Origin of the sequence: Bradyrhizobium sp. 172 (assembly GCF_023101065.1) — a bacterium.
Classification (GTDB): domain Bacteria; phylum Pseudomonadota; class Alphaproteobacteria; order Rhizobiales; family Xanthobacteraceae; genus Bradyrhizobium; species Bradyrhizobium canariense_D.
The window spans coordinates 5,997,372-6,016,022 of record NZ_CP064701.1; the positions used below are offsets into that span (position 1 = coordinate 5,997,372).

Below are 18,651 nucleotides of genomic sequence, written 5' to 3' on the forward strand. Positions count from 1 at the left end.
AGGGGGATTCGCGCCTGCCAACAGAGATGCGTGCTTATGAAAATCACCCGCCTGCGCCTTCACGGCTTCAAGTCCTTCGTTGAGGCCACCGACTTCGTCATCGAGCCCGGCCTGACCGGCGTGGTCGGGCCCAACGGCTGCGGCAAGTCGAATCTCGTCGAGGCGCTGCGCTGGGCAATGGGCGAGACCTCCTACAAGTCGCTGCGCGCCGCCGACATGGACGCGGTGATCTTCGCCGGCTCCGGCAATCGCCCCGCGCGCAACCACGCCGAAGTGACGATGACGATCGACAATTCCGATCGCACCGCGCCGGCGGCGATGAACGACAGCCAGCTTCTGGAAATCTCCCGCCGCATCGAGCGCGAGGCCGGTTCGGTCTACCGCATCAACGGCCGCGACGTGCGCGCCCGCGACGTGCAGATTCTGTTCGCCGACGCCGCCACCGGCGCGCGCTCGCCGGCTCTCGTCCACCAGGGCAAGATCGGCGAGATCATTCAGGCCAAGCCCGAGCAGCGCCGCCGCGTGCTGGAAGACGCCGCCGGCGTGGCCGGCCTGCACGCCCGCCGCCACGAAGCCGAGCTGCGGCTCAAGGCGGCTGAAACCAATCTCACCCGCGTCGAGGACGTGATCGGCCAGCTCGCGGGGCAAATGGAAGGCCTCAAGAAGCAGGCCCGCCAGGCCGTGCGCTATCGCGAAGTTGCGGCCAAGGTCCGCAAGGCCGAAGCAACCCTGTTCCATCTGCGCTGGATCGGCGCCCATGCCGACGTCAACGAATCCGGCCAGACCCACGATCTCGCGGTCCGCGAGATGGCCGAGCGGACCCAGCACCAGGCCGAGGCCGCTCGCATCCAGGCGATTCGCGCCGCCGAAATGCCGGCGCTGCGCGATGCCGAAGCGCGCGCCGCAGCGGGGCTGCAGCGCCTGACCAACGCCCGCGAGCTGCTCGATCGCGAGGAAGAGCGCGCCAAGGAGCGCGTCGCGGAACTCGAGCGGCGCCTCGCGCAGTTCGAAGGCGACATCTCGCGCGCCCAGCAGCAGACCATGGACGCCGATATCGCGCTGCAGCGCCTCGACGCCGAAGATGCCGAGCTGAAGGAAGAGATCAAGTCGCGCGTTGAGAAGCGCTCCGGCGTCGACGAGCGTGTCGCCGAAGCCGAGGCGGTGCTGACCGAAACCGAGCAGCAGTTCGCCGAGCTCACCACCGCGCTCGCAGACCTCACCGCCAAGCGCAACCAACTCGAAGCCAACGTTCGCACCCACCGCGACAAGCTCGCCCGGCTCGACCAGGAGATTTCGAACGTCGCGGCGGAAGAGCAGAAGCTCACCGAGGAGACCGGCGGCTTCGGCGATCTCGACGAGCTGACCGCGACGGTCGAGAGCGCCGAGCAGACGCTGGCGGCCTCGGAAGCCGCCGCTCAGGCCAGCGAAGCCGCGCACGTCGCCGCGCGGCAGACGCTGGAATCCTCGCGCTCGCCGCTGGTCGAAGCCGACAAGCGCGTGCAGCGGCTCGATACCGAGGCGCGCACGATCTCCAAGATCCTCAACGGCGAGACCAAGAATTTGTGGCCGCCGATCATCGACGGCATCACCGTCGACAAGGGATTTGAAAAGGCGATCGGCGCAGCCCTTGGGGACGATCTGGACGCCCCGGTCGATCCGTCCGCGCCGATGCGCTGGACCAATGCCGGCGTCACCGACGGCGATCCGGAACTGCCCGAAGGCGTCGTGCCTCTCGCCAGCCACGTGCAGGCCCCGGCCGAGCTGACCCGCCGCCTGGCGCAGATCGGCGTGGTGCCGCGCGAGCGCGGCGCCGAGCTGGTCTCGCAGCTCAAGACCGGCCAGCGGCTGGTCTCGCCCGAAGGCGACGTCTGGCGCTGGGACGGTTTTGTCGCAGCCGCCCACGCGCCGACCGGCGCAGCAAGGCGGCTTGCCGAGCGCGCCCGCCTCATCGACATCGAGAACGAGCTGGAGCAGGCCCGCATCGACGCGCAGATCAAGCGTCAGGCGCTGGAGAACGCCGAGGCCGAGCTGCAGATGGCCGCCAGCACCGAAGGTGCGAGCCGCGAAGCCTGGCGCGCTGCGCAGCGCGAACTCAACGTCGCGCGCGAGCGCCATGCCACGGTCGAGCGCGAGATCAGCCGCCACGCTGCACGCAAGGCGACGCTGTCGGAAGCGCACAGCCGTCTGGCCGCCGACCGCGCCGAGGCCGAAGCCGCCTACGAATACGCCGAAGCCGGGATCTCCGAGCTGCCGTCGAGCGAGGACACCGAAACCCGTCTCGCCGCTGTCCGCAGCGACATCGAAGGTCATCGTCGCATGGCCGCCCAGGTCCGGGCCGAGGCACAGGCGCTGGCGCGCGAAGCCGAGCTGGCCGACCGCCGCGTGCAGGCGATCCTCGCCGAACGCACCGAGTGGCAGAACCGCAAGGAGAGCGCGGCCTCCCACATCGACACCATCCAGGCGCGCATCGCCGAAGTCTCAATCGAGCGCAGCGATCTCGAGAACGCGCCGGCCGTGTTCGCGGAGAAGCGCAGCGCGCTGATCACCGAGATCGAATATGCCGAAAACGACCGCCGCATGGCCGCCGACGCGCTCGCCAGCGCGGAAACCGCGATGGCCGAAACCGATCGCGTCGCCAAGCTGACGCTCGAGGCGCTGTCGAGCTCGCGCGAGGCCACCGCCCGCGCCGAGGAGCGCATGGAAAGCGCGCGGCGCAGGCTCGATGACATCGAGCGCGAGATCCGCGACATGCTCGAAGTCGAGCCGCAGGCCGTTGCCGGGCTCGCCGAGATCGAGCCCGGCGCCGAGCTGCCGCCGCTGCACGACATCGAGGAAGACCTCGAAAAGATGCGCCGCGATCGCGAGCGCCTGGGCGCGGTCAATTTGCGCGCCGAGGAAGAGCTGCGCGAGGTCGAGACCCAGCATAATGGTCTGGTCACCGAGCGCGACGACCTCGTCGAGGCCATCAAGCGGTTGCGCCAGGGTATCCAGAGCCTCAACAAGGAAGCTCGCGAGCGGCTCCTGACCTCGTTCGAGGTCGTCAACAACCACTTCAAGCGCCTGTTCGTGGAGCTGTTCGGTGGCGGCGAAGCCGCGTTGCATTTGATCGAGAGCGATGACCCTCTTGAAGCCGGCCTCGAAATCATCGCCAAGCCGCCGGGCAAGAAGCCGCAGACGCTATCGCTGCTCTCCGGCGGTGAGCAGGCGCTGACCGCGATGGCGCTGATCTTCGCGGTGTTCCTCACCAATCCCTCGCCGATCTGCGTGCTGGACGAAGTCGACGCGCCGCTCGACGACCACAACGTCGAGCGCTATTGCAACCTGTTGCACGAGATGACCGCCTCGACCGACACGCGCTTCATCATCATCACCCACAACCCGATCACGATGGCGAGGATGAACCGCCTGTTCGGCGTCACCATGGCCGAACGCGGGGTCTCGCAACTGGTGTCGGTGAACCTGCAAGAGGCGGTGGACATTCTCGACCAGAACGTGGCGTGAGTCCGCTCCCGTCACGCACCCATTGACGTCGTCATCCGCGCAAGCGGATGATGACCACGAATGATGATCTCACCCACCCTCCCCGCCGAACTGAAAGCGGCCCTCGACGGCAAGCTCCAGGGGTTCTCGCGCACCGACGCTGCGCAGCGATCGCAGAAAATCTCGACCACCTATCGTGCAGGGGGCGGCTCCGGCACGATCAAGTCCGAGGCCGATGCGCTCGCCTATGCGCTCGCGAGGATGCCGGCGACCTACGCTGCGGTGGCGGCAAGTCTGAATGCGCTGACCGAGGTCGCACCGGACCTCGGTCCGGAAACGCTGCTCGACGTCGGCGCAGGTCCGGGCACCGCGAGCTGGGCCGCTGCGGAAGCTTTTCCGTCGCTGCAATCCTTCACCCTGCTCGATGCCAACGCCACGCTGAGCCGTCTCGCGCTCGAACTGGCGCGCGACAGCACGCGTCTGGCGAATTGCCGCTATCTGCCGGGCGATGCCGGCGCGAACCTCGCTGAGGTTTCGCAAGCCGATCTCGTCGTCGCGAGCTATGTCATCGGCGAGCTCAGCGAGGGCGATCAACGCAAGCTCGCGGAAGCGATGTGGGCGAAAGCGCGCCACGTGCTGGTCGTGATCGAGCCCGGCACGCCCGCCGGCTACGCCCGCATCCTCACCTTGCGCCAGCAACTGATCGCGGCGGGCGCCTATGTCGCCGCACCCTGCCCGCACGAAAAGCCGTGTCCGCTGACGGCGCCCGACTGGTGCCATTTCTCCCAGCGCTTGCCGCGCTGCAGGCTCACCGCCAAATCAAGGGCGCCGAGGTGCCGTTCGAGGACGAGCGATTCATCTACGTGGCGCTAACCCGTAGGCCTCCCGCCACCCGCGCCGCGCGCGTGTTGGCGCCGCCGGATCTCGGCAAGGCCGAGATCACGGCAAAGCTCTGCACCGAGCAAGGCGTCGAACTCGCCAAAGTCCCACGGCGGGACAAGGTCGCCTATGCAAGCGCCCGCCGCTGGCGCTGGGGTGATGCCATCCTGTCCGAAAGTTAACCTGCTCCGGCGCTTTCGCCTTGAACTCGGATAGTCCCTCATCCGACCAAGTCTTACCTCTCGTCTGTACCGGGCTCTCGCTCGGCGTCAATTTGGTCTACCCTAGCGCCCGCCTTCTTCCCCCTTCAGGAGTTCTCCATGTCGACCGGCTGGATCGTTCTCGGCGTTATCGTCGTCCTCGTGTTCTTTGCCTTCGCCGCCTACAATCGGCTGGTGGCGCTGGGCCAGCGCGTCGGCCAGGCCTTTGCCGACGTCGACGTGCAGCTCAAGCAGCGCCACGATCTGATCCCGAACCTGGTCGAGACGGTGAAGGGCTATGCCTCGCATGAGCGCGGCACGCTCGACGACGTCATCAAGGCGCGCAATTCGGCGATGTCGGCGCAGGGACCGGCGCAGGTGTCCGCGGCCGAGACCCAGCTCTCCGGCGCGCTCGGCCGACTGATCGCGCTGTCGGAGGCCTATCCCGACCTCAAGGCCAACGCCAATTTCCAGCAGCTCGCCAGCGAGCTGTCCGATCTCGAGAACAAGATCGCGGCCAGCCGACGCTTCTTCAACAGCGCGGTCCAGGAATACAACACCGGCATCCAGCAGATGCCGGCAGCCTTGTTCGCCGGCATGTTCGGCTTCACCAAAAAGGACTTCTTCGATCTCGGCGCCAGCCGCACCGAGGTCGAGGCCACGCCGCAGGTGAAATTCTGAGTTGAGCCGATAGGCCGGCAGGGCATCGCGTCATGGCCGCGTATGGTCTCTACACGCACATCGCCTCGAACAAGTTTCGTTCGATGCTCCTGCTCGCCGGTCTGTTCGCGCTGGTCTACGTGCTGGTCTATGCCGGCGCGCTGATCGCCGAAGCCGTCATCAATGGCGACGAGACCGTCCTCCATTATCTGAGACGCGCCTTCTATGATCTGAAAGTCGCCGCACCGGTTGCGACCGTCGTGGCAGCGACCTGGATCGTGATCGCCTATTTCTTCCACCAGTCGATGATCGATGCGGTGACCGGCGGCCACGACGTCACCCGGCAGGAGCAGCCGCGGCTCTATAATCTGCTTGAAAATCTCTGCATCTCGCGCGGCATCACGATGCCGAAGCTGAAGATCATGGAAAGCCCGGCGCTGAACGCGTTCGCGACCGGCCTCAACCCGCGGCAATATTCGGTCACCGTCACCACCGGTCTCCTCAATGCGCTGGACGACCAGGAAATCGAGGCGGTGCTGGGTCACGAGCTGACCCATATCAAGAACGGCGACGTGCAGCTCATGGTGGTCGCCGTCATCATCGCGGGCGTGGTCGGATTCTTCGGCGAACTGTTCTTCCGCCTGTTCACGAATTTCAGCTGGAGCTCCGGCTCCGGCGGCTCGTGGTCGTCGGGCTCCTCCTCGTCACGATCGTCCTCGTCGTCGAACGACAGCAAGAGTTCGGGCGGCGGCGCGGTGATCGTCATCATCATCGCGGTCGTGCTGATCGTGGTGGCCTGGCTGTTGTCTCAGGTGGTGAAGCTCGCGCTGTCGCGCTCGCGCGAATATCTCGCGGACGCAGGCTCCGTCGAGCTGACGAAAAATCCGGACGCCATGATCTCGGCACTGCGCAAGATCGAGAACCGCGGCGAGCTGCCGGGCGCAACCTCGGCAGTGATGGAGCTCTGCGTCGACAATCCGCGCGAGGGTTTTGCCGATTTGTTCGCGACCCACCCCTCGGTGCAGTCGCGAGTCGACGCGTTGGTCAAGTTCGCCGGCGGCCATGATCCCGGCCCGCTGCCGCTTTCCGCCGACGAGGCCGAGGAGCCAGACACGCAGCCGACCAGCAGGGCGTCCGACCGCCACCGCGCCAGGGGCCCTGGAACGACGTAGGCGGCGCGGCCAGTCCGCCGCCCCTGCCCGCACCCAGCTCCGCCGGAACCGCCAGCAGCAACCCGATAGGCAATCGAGTAAGCAATCCCTTGGGCAATTCCTTGGGTCCTTGGGGCCGCCATTGAGCGTGATTTGACGCCATGCCCGGCAGGATTCGTCGTGCTTGGGAAAAACCTCGGGAATTGCCATAACTGGGCCCTGCGGAATTGAATTCTCCCTTGTTTCTGCCATGTTCGCGCCCAACAGCAGACTTGGGACATGTCTGCGACATCGATTTGGGGCCCGTCCGATTGCAACCTCGCGATCGGGGGCGCGCGTTAGGGGACAGCAATGGCAAAGCCGGCAGTGGTTGTGGTGGGCGCGGACAAGGGTGGGGTCGGCAAGACCACGGTGTCGCGCACCCTGCTCGATTATTTTTCCGCCAACAACGTGCCGACGCGCGCTTTCGACACCGAATCGCCGCGCGGAACCCTGAAGCGCTTCCATCCTGACATCACCGAGATCGTCGACATGACGACGACGTCGGATCAGATGAAGATCTTCGATACGCTCAACGCGACGAGCCCGTCGGTCACCGTGATCGACGTCCGGGCCGGCCTGCTCTCGCCGGCGCTCGCCTCCTTGCGCGACATCGGATTCCTCGACGCCGCCAAGGCCGGCCAGATCACCTTTGCCGTGTTCCACATCCTCGGACCCTCGATCGCCTCGCTGGACGAGATCGCCGAGACCGCGGGCTTCATGGGCGGCGCGAAATATTTCCTGGTGAAGAACTTCATCAACGATACTCAGTTCTTCCAGTGGGATCAGTCGACTTACCAATCGTATTTCAACCGCATCAAGGACGCGACCGAGCTGACCATCCCCAAGCTCAACGAAATGGCCTATGAGCAGGTCGAGGTGTCCTCCGTCCCATTCCTGAAATTCGTCGCCAACAAGGGCGTCAACGACGAGGCCGCCAACTACTCCTTCGTGCTGCGTGGTTATGTCCGACACTGGCTGGCGAACGTCTGGAGTGAGTTCGATCGGATCCGGCTGACCGATATCGTCGGCTCGACGAAATCCGGGGCCCGCAACAGCGAAAAATAGTTGCGCAAGCCGGGCGGATACGGCTGGATTGGTCGCCAAGTTCGACTGATATAGCTATCGATGTCCGCAACGCCCCTCTACATCATTTGCTCGCCCCGCCCGCAGGTCGGCAAGACCCTGCTGGCGCGGCTTTTGAGCGAATTTTTGCTGCTCAAGAACGGCAACGTCGTGGCCTTCGACGTCAACCTGAAGGAGCCGTCGCTGCTCGACTATCTGCCAACGATCACCGAGACCGCCGACGTGATCGACACCTACGGCAAGATGCAGCTGATGGATCGTGTCATCGTCGATGACGGGCTTGCCAAGGTGATCGACCTCGGCTTCCACGCCTTTGACGAGTTCTTCAAGATGACGGAGGAGATCGGCCTCTTGAAAGAGGCTGCGCGCCGCCACGTCGCGCCGATGATCCTGTTCGTCGCCGACACCGACCGCGTCTCGGCCCGCGCCCACGAGATGCTGCGCGAACAGATCCCGCGGATCAACCTGATCACGGTGGACAACGAGCACATCGTGCGCGGCGAGCTGCCGGAAGCGATGGCCGGCGGCCGGCTGCTGCGCCTGCCGGCGCTGCCCGGATTCCTGAAGACCTATATCAGCCGCCTGAATTTCTCCTTCACCGGCTATCTTCGCCAGGAGAAGGATGCCTCGACCGAGCTGCACCAATGGACCCGGCGCAATTACCTCGCCTTCCGCGAACTCGAGCTCAGCCTGATCCTGCAACGGTCCTGAATATTTTACCCGGATAATATTGACGCCCAGCGACGTTGCGGTTACTGAGTGTACGCACCATCGTTCCTCAGCAAGGCCTCTTCACCGTGAGCATCGACCGTAAAGCAGCAATCGCCGCCTATAAGGAGCGGAAGACCGTTGCCGGCATCTACGTCGTCCGCTGCGCGGCCTCGGGCGAGGCCTGGGTCGGCCAAGCCTCGAACCTCGAGACAATCCAGAATCGCATCTGGTTCTCGCTGCGCCAGGGTAGCCACACCTGCCGTAGACTCCAGACTGCGTGGAACATGCACGGTGAGGCAGGCCTGACACTCGGCGAATGCGAGCGGCTGAAAGATGAGGCGAGCGACTATGTCAGGAATGCGCTCCTCAAAGAGCGCATGCTGCATTGGCTGTCGGAGCTAAAGGCCGAGCCGATCTGAACGTCGCCAGCCGTGCCGTGCCCTCAGTGCCCCTCGAACGTCATCAGCGTGCGCACCGGCACGTCCATCGCGCGCAGCTTGGCGGCGCCGCCGAGATCGGGCAGATCGATGATGAAGCAGGCGGCGACCACATTGGCGCCGATCTGGCGCAGCAGCTTCACCGCACCTTCCGCGGTGCCGCCGGTGGCGATGAGGTCGTCGACCAGGATCACACGCTCACCCGGCTGGATGGCGTCGACATGCATCTCCATCTCGTCGATGCCGTATTCGAGAGAGTAAGCGATCCGCACGGTGGTGTGCGGCAGCTTGCCTTTTTTCCGGATCGGCACGAAGCCGGCCGAAACCTGGTGCGCCACCGCGCCACCGATGATGAAGCCGCGCGCTTCCATGCCAGCGACCTTGTCGATCTTGTTGCCGGCCCAGGGATTGACGAGTTCGTCGACCGCACGGCGGAACGCACGCGCATCTGCGAGCAACGTGGTGATGTCGCGGAACAAGATCCCGGGTTTCGGATAGTCCGGGATGGTGCGGACGCTCGCCTTCAGATCATGGTCAAAAGTCATGGTGCCTCTCAATCAGCGCGACGCATCCAGGCGGAACGCGTTCTCGACAATTCGTAAGCCCACCTCGCCGCTCAGCGACATCAGCGATTCCGGATGGAATTGCACGCCGGCGACCGGCAGGGTCTTGTGCTCGAGCGCCATGGCGACGCCGTCCTCGGTGCTGGCGGTGACGGATAGCACCTCCGGCATGCTGTCGCGCTCGACATACAGCGAGTGATAGCGGCCGATGACGATCTCGTTCGGCAGATTGCGCATCAGCCGCCCGCCACGTACCTGAACCCGCGAGGGCCGGCCATGGGCGGGATGCGTGAGCTGCCCGAGCTCGCCGCCGAAATACTCGCCGATCGCCTGGACGCCGAGGCAGACGCCGAACACCGGCAGCTTGTCCTCCAGCGCCGCGTCGATGGTCTTCTTGATCCCAAAATCCTCGGGCCTGCCCGGCCCTGGCGACAGCACCAGCAAATCCCACCGCTTCTGCTTGAGCATGTCGAGCGCATGCACATGGCGGACCACGGTGACGTCGGCGCCGACCTGGCGGAAGTAATCGGCCAGCATATGGACGAAGCTGTCGTCATGGTCGATCAGCAGTACCCGCTTGCCGCTTCCGGTGGCGTCGGGCGCAAAGGCCGACAGCGGCTTCGGCGGATCGCCGCGCAGCGCCTGGAACAGGGCCGCGGCCTTGACCTGGCATTCGCGGTCCTCGGCGGCGGGATCGGAGTCGAACAGACAGGTGGCGCCGACACGCACTTCCGCGAGGCCCTCCTTCATCCGGATGGTCCGGATGGTGAGGCCGGTGTTGATGCTGCCGTCGAAATTCACCGCCCCGATCGCGCCGGCATACCAGCGGCGGGGCGAGCGCTCGTGATCCTCGACGAACTGCATCGCCCAGAGTTTTGGTGCGCCAGTGACGGTGACGGCCCAGGCGTGGGTGAGAAAGGCGTCGAGCGCATCGAAGCCGGGACGCAGCATGCCTTCGACATGGTCGACGGTGTGGAACAGTTTTGAATAGGTCTCGATCTGCCGGCGCGCCAGCACCTTGATGGTGCCGGGAACGCAGACGCGCGCCTTGTCGTTGCGGTCGACGTCGGTGCACATGTTGAGCTCGAACTCGTCCTTCTCGGAGTTCAGGAGCTGGCGGATCTGCTCGGCATCGCCGATCGCATCGGTACCGCGCGCGATCGTCCCCGAGATCGGGCAGGTCTCGACCCGGCGTCCGTCCGAGCGCACGAACATTTCCGGAGAGGCCGAGACGAGAAATTCGCCCTCGCCGAGATTCATCAGCGCGCCGTAGGGCGACGGATTGATGACACAGAGCCGCTGGAACACTTCCGCCGGCGAGCGGTCGCAGGGCTCGGCGAAGAGCTGCCCCGGCACCGCCTCGAACAGATCGCCACGCGCAAAGGCAGCGCGCGCGGTCTCGACAGTGGCCTGATATTCGCCGGGGGCGTGATCGGCAAAACCCTGGCGCGGTGTCTTGAGGTAGGGGCTCTCGGCGGTCTCGTGCGGCAGGCCCGCGGTGGACTTGCCCTTCCACGCGAAATCGTATGTGAGCACGACGCCGCGGCCGGTGGCGCGGTCATAGGCGAGCAGGCGATCGGGGACGTAGAGCACGATGTCGCGCTGGTCGCTCTCGCGCGCGCGCTTCTGCACGAGGTCCTCGATCTGGAACACGAGGTCGTAGGCGAAGGCGCCGAACAGGCCGAGCACGCCGTCGTCATTGGCGGAGAAAGCGGCGACGAGATCGCGCACCAGCGACATCACGCTGGCGCGCCGCGTGCGCTGGTCTTCGTCGATCGGGGCTTCGCCGCGGACGATATGACCCGCAAGGCGCGTGGGCGTCTTCTCGGAGATCACGACGCAGGGCTCGCGCAAGACATCCGCAAGGAAGGCGATCAGGACCTCCCCGCGCGCGTTCAGCGCTTCCAGCTTGAAATTGACGCCGGTGGTCTCGAGCTTGAGCGGCGGATCGGAGAAGCCGAGGTCAAAACTCTCGTAGCGGCCGGGCACGGTCGTCCCCGACGACAGCACCACGCCGCGGCGACGGTCGAGCAGGCTGACGAGATCGTCGAGCCGGTTGGCGCCGCCGGAAAACTGTTCCGCCACGCGCGTGATCGCAAGCCCTGCGCGGGTCACGTAGTCGCTTCGAGCCGGAAGGGCAAAGACGGTCCTGTTCATGGGGTCCTCTTACGAAACTTGTCGAGGGAACGCCACACAGGACAAACGATCAGGCCGCCGCACTGCGTGGGCGACCTCAGACGATTTTGGGAGAATAAATCGCACCGGCCACCTCTCAGGAGGTGCGCCACCAAAGACGGGATGGGCGGACGGCGGTGCTCATGGGCGGATACTCACCATGGCGCGGGGACGACGTCAAGGCTGGCTGGGCTGGCTGCTCAACGCCGATCACCACAGTCGTCCCGGCGAAGGCCGGGCAATTGCGCACCAGGCCGGGGCGACACTGAAATGGTAGCGCGACTGGCGCAGCACACCTACCCCAGATGCTTCCTGAAAAACTCCGTCGCCCTGCCCCAGGCGAGCTCGGCGGCTTCCCGGTCGTGCACGGCCTGGCGCTGCTCGTTGACGAAAGCGTGCTCGGCGTCATAGCGGAACAGCTCCAGCGACTTGCCGGCGGCCTTCATGGCCTTTTCGAAACCGTTGACCAGCTCCGGCGTGCACCAATCGTCCTTGTTGGCGAAATGGGCCTGAAGCGGGATCTTGACGTCGGCGGGCTTGGCCGCCTGCTCTGGCGGGATGCCGTAGAACACCACGCCGGCGGCGAGCTCCGGCACATGCACCGCGCCGATGATGGTGACGGCGCCGCCGAGGCAGAAGCCGGTCAGGCCCACCTTGGCGCCGTTGCGCGACAGATATTGCGTGGCGCCGCGCACCGTCTGCGTGGTGGCGTCCATGAAGTCGAGCGAGTTCATCTCTTTGCCGGCGGCGTCGGTGTCGTGATACGGCACCACCTTGCCCTTGTAGAGATCTGGCGCCAGCGCATCGAAACCGGCGAGCGCGAAGCGGTCGCAGAGGCCCTTGATCTGGTCCGAAAGGCCCCACCATTCTTGGATCACCACCACGCCCGGCGCGTTGCCGCGCGCGGCATTGGCGAGATAGCCCGATGCGTCCTTGCCGTCCGGGCGCTTGAAGGTGATGGCGGTTCCCATGGTGTCCTCCGACGAGTTTTTGGGGAGCGGTTGGCGGCATTTTGGCGTTTGAGCGGGCGATAGGCAATCGCGCCTGACAACACACTCTCGTGCCCAACAAAAAAGCCCCCTTGCGGGGGCCTCTTCATTCTCGCCTCGGGCCCCTCAGTGCGAGTCTGCCCAGACCTTCTTCTTGGTGAAGTACATCAGGCCGGCGAAGATGATCAGGAAGATGAACACCTGGAAACCGAGGCGCTTGCGCGCTTCCATATGCGGTTCGGCGGTCCACATCAGGAACGTGGTGACGTCCTTGGAATACTGCGCGACAGTGGTCGGCGAGCCGTCGTCATAGGTGACCTGGCCGTCGCTGAGCGGCTTCGGCATCTTGATGGCGTGGCCCGGGAAGTACTTGTTGTAGTAGGAGCCCTCCGGGATGGTCACACCTTCGGGCGCCTTGTCCTCAAAGCCCTGGAGCAGCGCCGAGACGTAGTCCGGACCCTGCTCCTGATACTGGGTGAAGAAGTCGACGATGAACATCGGGAAGCCGCGGCCGTAGGAACGCGCCTTGGTGATCAGCGACAGATCCGGCGGCGCCGCGCCGCCGTTCGCCGCACGCGCCGCCTGCTCGTTCGGGAATGGCGAGGGGAAATAATCCGCCGGCCGGCCCGCGCGTTCGAACATGTCGCCGGCGTCGTTCGGACCATCCTTGACCTTGTAGTCGGAGGCGAAGGCTGCAGCCTGCGCGACCGAATAGCCGGGACCGCCGGCTTCCGCGAGATTGCGGAAGGCGACGTAGGACAGGCCGTGACAGTTGGCGCAGACTTCCTTGTAGACCTTCAGGCCGCGTTGCAATGCGCCGCGATCGTACTTGCCGAACGGACCGGCGAACGACCATTTGTTGCCCGGCGGCTTGTCGCTGCCTTCGGAGGCGCGCGCGCTGTCGGCTGAGCCCGCAAACAACGCGCCCGCCAGCGCAAGCACGATCGCGCTCGACACCATCGGCGTCGACCTGCTCCCGGTTTTGGCCAGGACGGCATCCGAGATCGAGTTCGGCACCGGACGCGGCTTCTCGATCCGCGAGAGCAGCGGCAGCACGATCAGGAAGTAGGCGAAATAGCAGAACGTCAGGACCCGGCCGGCGATCACATAGATGCCTTCCGGCGGCTGCGCGCCGAGATAGCCGAGCAGGATGCAGACCGCGACGAAGATCCAGAAGAACTGCTTGGCCAGCGGACGGTACTTCGACGACTTCGTCCTGGCGGCGTCGAGCCAGGGCAGGAAGCACAGGATGATGATCGCCGAGAACATCCCGATCACGCCCGCGAGCTTGTTCGGGATCGAGCGCAGGATCGCGTAGAAAGGCAGGTAATACCATTCCGGCACGATGTGCGGCGGCGTCACGCCCGGGTTCGCCGGAATGTAATTGTCGGCGTCGCCGAGATAATTCGGCATGTAGAAGATGAACCAGGCGTAGAGCAGCATGAAGCAGGAGACGCCGAACATATCCTTGATGGTTGCATGCGGCGTGAACGGAACAGTGTCCTTTTCCGTCTTGGGCTCGACGCCATCAGGGTTGTTCTGGCCGGAGACATGCAGCGCCCAGACGTGGAGCACGACGACGCCCGCGATCAGGAACGGCAGTAGATAGTGCAGCGAGAAGAAGCGGTTCAGCGTCGGGTTGCCGACCGAATAGCCGCCCCACAAGAGCGTCACGATGCTCTCGCCGACATAGGGGATGGCGGAGAACAGATTGGTGATGACGGTGGCGCCCCAGAAGCTCATCTGGCCCCACGGCAGCACGTAGCCCATGAAGCCCGTCGCCATCATCAGGAGGTAGATGATGACGCCAAGGATCCACAGCACCTCGCGCGGCTCCTTGTAGGAGCCGTAATAGAGGCCGCGCAGCATGTGGACGTAGACAGCGACGAAGAACATCGAGGCGCCGACGGCATGCATGTTGCGCAGCAGCCAGCCGTAATTGACGTCACGGACGAGCAGCTCGACCGACTTGAAGGCGAGGTCGGCATGCGGCGTGTAGTGCATCGCCAGGATCACGCCGGTCAGGATCTGGATCCCCAGCATGAAGGAGAGGATGGCGCCGAAGGTCCACCAATAGTTCAGGTTGCGCGGGGTGGGATAGACCACGAAGGAGGAGTGCATGAGGCCGAGGATCGGCAGACGTCGCTCGATCCATTGCAGGGCCGGATTGCTCGGCTGGTAGTCGGATGGTCCGCTCATGATGCGATCCTGAGGAAATAATACGACGAGACGGCGCGAAGCTTCGGACGAGGGCCCGAAGCTCAGCCGATCTGGATTTTGGTGTCGGAAACGAACTGGTACGGCGGCACCGGCAGGTTCGCGGGCGCGGGCCCCTGGCGGATGCGGCCGGACGAATCGTACTGCGAACCATGGCAGGGGCAGAAGAACCCGTCGTAATTGCCTTCATGGGCGATCGGGATGCAGCCGAGATGGGTGCAGATGCCGATCACGACCAGCCACTGCTCATGGCCGGACTTGACCCGGGCCTCGTCGGACTGCGGATCGGGCAGGCTCGCCACGTTGACGGCGCGCGCCTCGTCGATCTGCTTCTTGGTGCGGTGGCTGATATAGATCGGCTTGCCGCGCCAGAACACCTTGATGTCCTGCCCCTCGGCAACCGGGCTGAGATCGACCTCGATCGGCGCACCAGCGGCGATGGTCGACGCATCAGGATTCATTTGGGAGATAAAGGGCCAGAGCGCGGCTGCGCCCCCTACTGCTGCAGCTGCCCCCGTTGCAACGAATAAGAAATCACGGCGTGTCGGATGGTCCGCCGAAGACGCTGTCGTCACGATTCCAACCCTTTCTTCTTATGCAGCCGGCGGAACCGCTCCGGGAGCCCCCAAGGTCCCCAGAACAGCCTGCCGGCGCCCGCGGCCCCCCCGCGGCGGCAGAACTTCGCGTGCCCCCACCAAAACAAGGCGAAAACAGCAGTCCAGAATCGTTCTATTGGCACCCTTGCCGGGCGAGCGCAAGCCCGCTATCGGCGCGGGAGCGTGCAATGCACGAATTCCGCGGCCAGCGATGTTTTATTGAGACATTTCCGGCCCGCACCGAACCCGGCACCGCCCATGCAGATAGCGCTTTTCCAACCCGACATCCCCCAGAACACCGGCACGATTCTCAGGCTCTGCGCCTGTCTGGGCATGGCCGCCCATATCATCGAACCGGCGGGCTTCCCGGTCTCCGACCGGCATTTCCGCAGGGCGGGAATGGACTACCTCGATCAGGTCAGCATCGTCAGGCATGACTCCTGGTCAAAGTTCGAGCAATGGCGGGCGGCGCAAGGCGCTCGCCTGCTGCTGTTCACCACCAAGGGGGCGACCGACTACCGCGATTTCCGTTACCAGACGGCGGACATCCTGCTATTCGGGCGCGAGAGCGCCGGCGTCACCGAGGCGGTGGTCGAGGCGGCGGACGCGCGGCTGGTGATCCCGATCGCTCCGGGGCTGAGGTCGCTCAATGTCGCCATGACCGCGGCGATGGCCGCAGGCGAAGCGCTGCGGCAGCTCCGGAACCCGCAAGTTTAATATGTTGAGGTATGTTGAGGAGAGACGGTTGAGTTACGCGGTCAAGGAAATCTTCCTGACCTTGCAAGGCGAAGGCGCCCATGCCGGGCGCGCGTCCGTGTTTTGCCGTTTTGCCGGCTGCAACCTCTGGAGCGGGCGCGAGGCCGACCGTCAGGAGGCCACTTGCAAATTCTGCGACACCGATTTCGTCGGCACCAACGGCACCCTCGGCGGTCGCTATGGCTCGGCCGCGGAACTCGCAGACACCATCGCCGCGCAATGGACAGCCTCCACCGAAGACCGCTATGTGGTGCTCACCGGCGGCGAGCCGCTGCTCCAGGTCGATACCGCGCTGGTCGACGCGCTCCATGCCCGCGGCTTCGAGATCGGCGTCGAGACCAACGGCACCATCGCCCCGCCCGAGGGGCTCGACTGGATCTGCGTCAGCCCAAAGGGCGGCAGCGATCTGGTGATCCGGCGCGGCCACGAGCTGAAGCTGGTCTATCCGCAACCGCTCGCCATGCCGGAGGCCTTCGCGGATCTCGCCTTCGAGCGCTTCTCACTGCAGCCGATGGACGGGCCCGAGGTCGCCCAAAACACCGCGGGCGCCATCGACTATTGCCTCAATCATCCGCAATGGCGGCTCAGCGTGCAGACGCATAAGTCGCTTGGTATCAGATAGGATTGGTTTTCGAACAGATGTGGGAATTGACGAAATCGTTTCGCTTCGAGGCGGCGCACTCATTGTCGGGAACGACGTTCGGCGCGGATAGCGAAGAGATCCACGGCCACTCCTTTCGCGCCGAGGTGACGCTGCGCGGCACGCCCGATCCCAAAACCGGCATGGTGGTCGATCTCGGCCTGGTCCAGCGCGCCATCGAGGATGTGCGCATGACGCTGGATCACAAGTACCTCAACAAGATCGAGGCGCTGGGCACACCGACGCTGGAAAACCTCTCGCTCTTCGTCTGGGAGCGGCTGGCTCCTATCGGCAAGCTCACCCGCGTCAGCATCCACCGCGACAGTTGCAACGAGAGCTGCACCTATTACGGTCCGCAGGGCTGACGAAATGACATCCACATTGGACCCGAGCTTGATCGAAGACCGCAAGACGCGCGCACGCGCCTGGTTCGAAGCCTTGCGCGACGACCTCTGCGCGAGCTTCGAGCGGCTGGAGGACGATGCCCCCGAGAGCCTTTATCCCGGTGAGGCCGGCCGCTTCAAACGCACACCCTGGCAGCGCACCGATCATACCGGCGCGGCCGGCGGCGGCGGCGTGATGTCGATGATGTCCGGCCGCCTGTTCGAGAAGGTCGGCGTGCATTGCTCCACCGTGCACGGCGAATTCGCACCAGAGTTTCGCGCGCAAATTCCGGGCGCGGCGGACGACCCGAAGTTCTGGGCCTCCGGCATCTCGCTGATTGCGCATCTGCGCAATCCGCACGTGCCGGCGGTGCACATGAACACGCGCTTCGTCGTCACCACCAAAGCCTGGTTCGGCGGCGGCGCCGATCTTACGCCGGTGCTCGACCGCCGGCGCACGCAGGACGATGCCGATAGCATCGCCTTCCACGCCGCAATGAAACAGGCCTGCACGCAGCCGAACGGCATCGCCGATTACGACAAGTACAAGAAGTGGTGCGACGAGTATTTCCACCTGCCGCACCGCAAAGAGGCGCGCGGCATCGGCGGCATCTTCTACGACTGGCACGACAGCGGCGACTGGGACGCTGACCTCGCCTTCACCCGGGATGTCGGCCGCGCCTTCCTGAAGGTCTATCCCGACATCGTGCGGCGCAATTTCGCGACAAGCTGGACCGCGGAGGATCGCGAGGAGCAATTGATCCGGCGCGGCCGCTATGTCGAGTTCAACCTGCTCTACGACCGCGGCACCATCTTCGGTCTCAAGACCGGCGGCAATGTGGATTCGATCCTGTCGTCGCTGCCACCGGTGGTGAAATGGCCATGACGACGATGAAGCCCGCAATGAGACCGCTGCCGCGCGCCATGCTGATCGACATGGACGACACCATCCTGTCGGCCTATGCGCGGCCCGAGATCGCCTGGAACACGATCACAGCGGAGTTCGCCGAGGAACTCGCGCCGCTGCCGCCGCAACTGGTCGCGAGCACCGTCCTGGCCTTCGCGAAGAATTTCTGGGCCAATGCGGACGCTTCGTGGCGGCTCAAGCTCGCCGAAGCCCGGCACCTCACCGTCAAGGGCGGTTTCGCCTCGCTCGCAGCCGCCGGTCATCGCGCCCTGCCCGACGACCTCGCCATTCGCCTGGCCGACCGCTTCACCGCCTATCGCGAGGAGGAGATGTTCGTCTTCCCCGGCGCGCATGACGCTATCGACAGGCTCAAGGCGCTCGGCATCAAGCTCGCATTGGTGACCAACGGCGCCGCCGACACCCAGCGCGCCAAGGTGGAGCGCTTCGAGCTGGCGCATCGCTTCCACCACATCCAGATCGAGGGCGAGCACGGCTTCGGCAAGCCCGAGGAGCGCGCCTATCTGCACGCGATGGAGGCGCTCGGCGTCACCGCAAGAGACACCTGGATGATCGGCGACAATCTGGAATGGGAAGTCGTGACGCCGCAGCGTCTCGGCATCTACTCGATCTGGATCGACGTGCATGGCGACGGCCTGCCCGAAGGCTCGATCGTCAAGCCCGACCGCATCATCCGCTCGCTGACAGAACTGGTGCCGGACTGACTGCAATCGGGGTGCGCAAACAAAAACGTCGAAAACAACCCCATGCACAGTAGACGGCCG

General features: G+C 65.0%; 15 protein-coding genes and 2 pseudogenes. 12 read left to right on the top strand and 5 right to left on the bottom strand.

The genetic code is table 11. From position 1 onward, the window contains the following. Window positions 1-36 precede the first annotated feature (36 nt). The 7 genes and pseudogenes from smc (at window position 37) to IVB07_RS28855 (ending at window position 8,625) form a co-directional block, all read left to right on the top strand. Window positions 37-3,501, top strand: a complete 3,465-nt coding sequence (gene smc, locus IVB07_RS28825; RefSeq protein WP_018454931.1) for a chromosome segregation protein SMC — start codon at window positions 37-39, stop codon at window positions 3,499-3,501. 60 nt (window positions 3,502-3,561) lie between these two features. After that, a pseudogene (locus IVB07_RS28830) lies at window positions 3,562-4,541 on the top strand (small ribosomal subunit Rsm22 family protein). A gap of 138 nt (window positions 4,542-4,679) precedes the next feature. Next, complete coding sequence (locus IVB07_RS28835; RefSeq protein ID WP_085352637.1) at window positions 4,680-5,240, top strand: LemA family protein; 561 nt, start codon at window positions 4,680-4,682, stop codon at window positions 5,238-5,240. A 32-nt stretch (window positions 5,241-5,272) separates the two neighbouring features. Continuing rightward, a pseudogene (locus IVB07_RS28840) lies at window positions 5,273-6,516 on the top strand (M48 family metallopeptidase). 205 nt (window positions 6,517-6,721) lie between these two features. Continuing rightward, window positions 6,722-7,477: a hypothetical protein gene (locus IVB07_RS28845; RefSeq protein ID WP_018454934.1), complete on the top strand. Its 756-nt coding sequence runs from the start codon at window positions 6,722-6,724 to the stop codon at window positions 7,475-7,477. Between the two features lie 60 nt (window positions 7,478-7,537). Continuing rightward, the gene (locus IVB07_RS28850; protein WP_018454935.1) at window positions 7,538-8,206 is read left to right on the top strand and encodes a hypothetical protein; all 669 of its coding nucleotides are present in this window, start codon (window positions 7,538-7,540) and stop codon (window positions 8,204-8,206) included. An 86-nt stretch (window positions 8,207-8,292) separates the two neighbouring features. Next, the gene (locus IVB07_RS28855; protein ID WP_018454936.1) at window positions 8,293-8,625 is read left to right on the top strand and encodes a GIY-YIG nuclease family protein; all 333 of its coding nucleotides are present in this window, start codon (window positions 8,293-8,295) and stop codon (window positions 8,623-8,625) included. A gap of 23 nt (window positions 8,626-8,648) precedes the next feature. Here IVB07_RS28855 and IVB07_RS28860 read toward each other — a convergent pair whose 3' ends face one another. From IVB07_RS28860 to petA, 5 genes are all read right to left on the bottom strand, one after another. Further along, window positions 8,649-9,188, bottom strand: a complete 540-nt coding sequence (locus tag IVB07_RS28860; RefSeq protein WP_007595035.1) for an adenine phosphoribosyltransferase — start codon at window positions 9,186-9,188, stop codon at window positions 8,649-8,651. 12 nt (window positions 9,189-9,200) lie between these two features. Beyond that, window positions 9,201-11,363: an anthranilate synthase component I gene (locus IVB07_RS28865; RefSeq protein ID WP_018454937.1), complete on the bottom strand. Its 2,163-nt coding sequence runs from the start codon at window positions 11,361-11,363 to the stop codon at window positions 9,201-9,203. Window positions 11,364-11,677: 314 nt separating this feature from the next. After that, window positions 11,678-12,352 (bottom strand): dienelactone hydrolase family protein, encoded by a 675-nt coding sequence (locus IVB07_RS28870; RefSeq protein WP_008134159.1) that lies wholly within the window; start codon window positions 12,350-12,352, stop codon window positions 11,678-11,680. Between the two features lie 144 nt (window positions 12,353-12,496). Next, window positions 12,497-14,569: a cytochrome b/c1 gene (gene fbcH, locus IVB07_RS28875; RefSeq protein ID WP_018454938.1), complete on the bottom strand. Its 2,073-nt coding sequence runs from the start codon at window positions 14,567-14,569 to the stop codon at window positions 12,497-12,499. A gap of 62 nt (window positions 14,570-14,631) precedes the next feature. Continuing rightward, window positions 14,632-15,162 carry a ubiquinol-cytochrome c reductase iron-sulfur subunit gene (gene petA / locus IVB07_RS28880; RefSeq protein ID WP_026232845.1) on the bottom strand — a complete coding sequence of 177 codons (531 nt, stop codon included), beginning with the start codon at window positions 15,160-15,162 and terminating at the stop codon, window positions 14,632-14,634. 279 nt (window positions 15,163-15,441) lie between these two features. On the opposite strand from petA, the gene IVB07_RS28885 reads away from it, so the two are divergent. From IVB07_RS28885 to IVB07_RS28905, 5 genes are read left to right on the top strand one after another with little or no spacing between them, the layout of a single operon-like run. Beyond that, window positions 15,442-15,900 carry a tRNA (cytidine(34)-2'-O)-methyltransferase gene (locus IVB07_RS28885; RefSeq protein WP_018454940.1) on the top strand — a complete coding sequence of 153 codons (459 nt, stop codon included), beginning with the start codon at window positions 15,442-15,444 and terminating at the stop codon, window positions 15,898-15,900. 28 nt (window positions 15,901-15,928) lie between these two features. Continuing rightward, window positions 15,929-16,561, top strand: coding sequence for a 7-carboxy-7-deazaguanine synthase (gene queE / locus IVB07_RS28890; protein ID WP_018454941.1), 633 nt, complete (start codon window positions 15,929-15,931; stop codon window positions 16,559-16,561). A 17-nt stretch (window positions 16,562-16,578) separates the two neighbouring features. Continuing rightward, window positions 16,579-16,944: a 6-carboxytetrahydropterin synthase gene (locus tag IVB07_RS28895; RefSeq protein WP_018454942.1), complete on the top strand. Its 366-nt coding sequence runs from the start codon at window positions 16,579-16,581 to the stop codon at window positions 16,942-16,944. Window positions 16,945-16,948: 4 nt separating this feature from the next. Continuing rightward, complete coding sequence (gene hemF / locus IVB07_RS28900) at window positions 16,949-17,848, top strand: oxygen-dependent coproporphyrinogen oxidase (protein ID WP_088930634.1); 900 nt, start codon at window positions 16,949-16,951, stop codon at window positions 17,846-17,848. After that, entirely contained in the window at window positions 17,839-18,591 is a 753-nt protein-coding gene (locus tag IVB07_RS28905) for an HAD family hydrolase (RefSeq protein ID WP_018454944.1), read from the top strand. The genes hemF and IVB07_RS28905 overlap by 10 nt, the downstream gene beginning before the upstream one ends. Window positions 18,592-18,651: the final 60 nt, after the last annotated feature.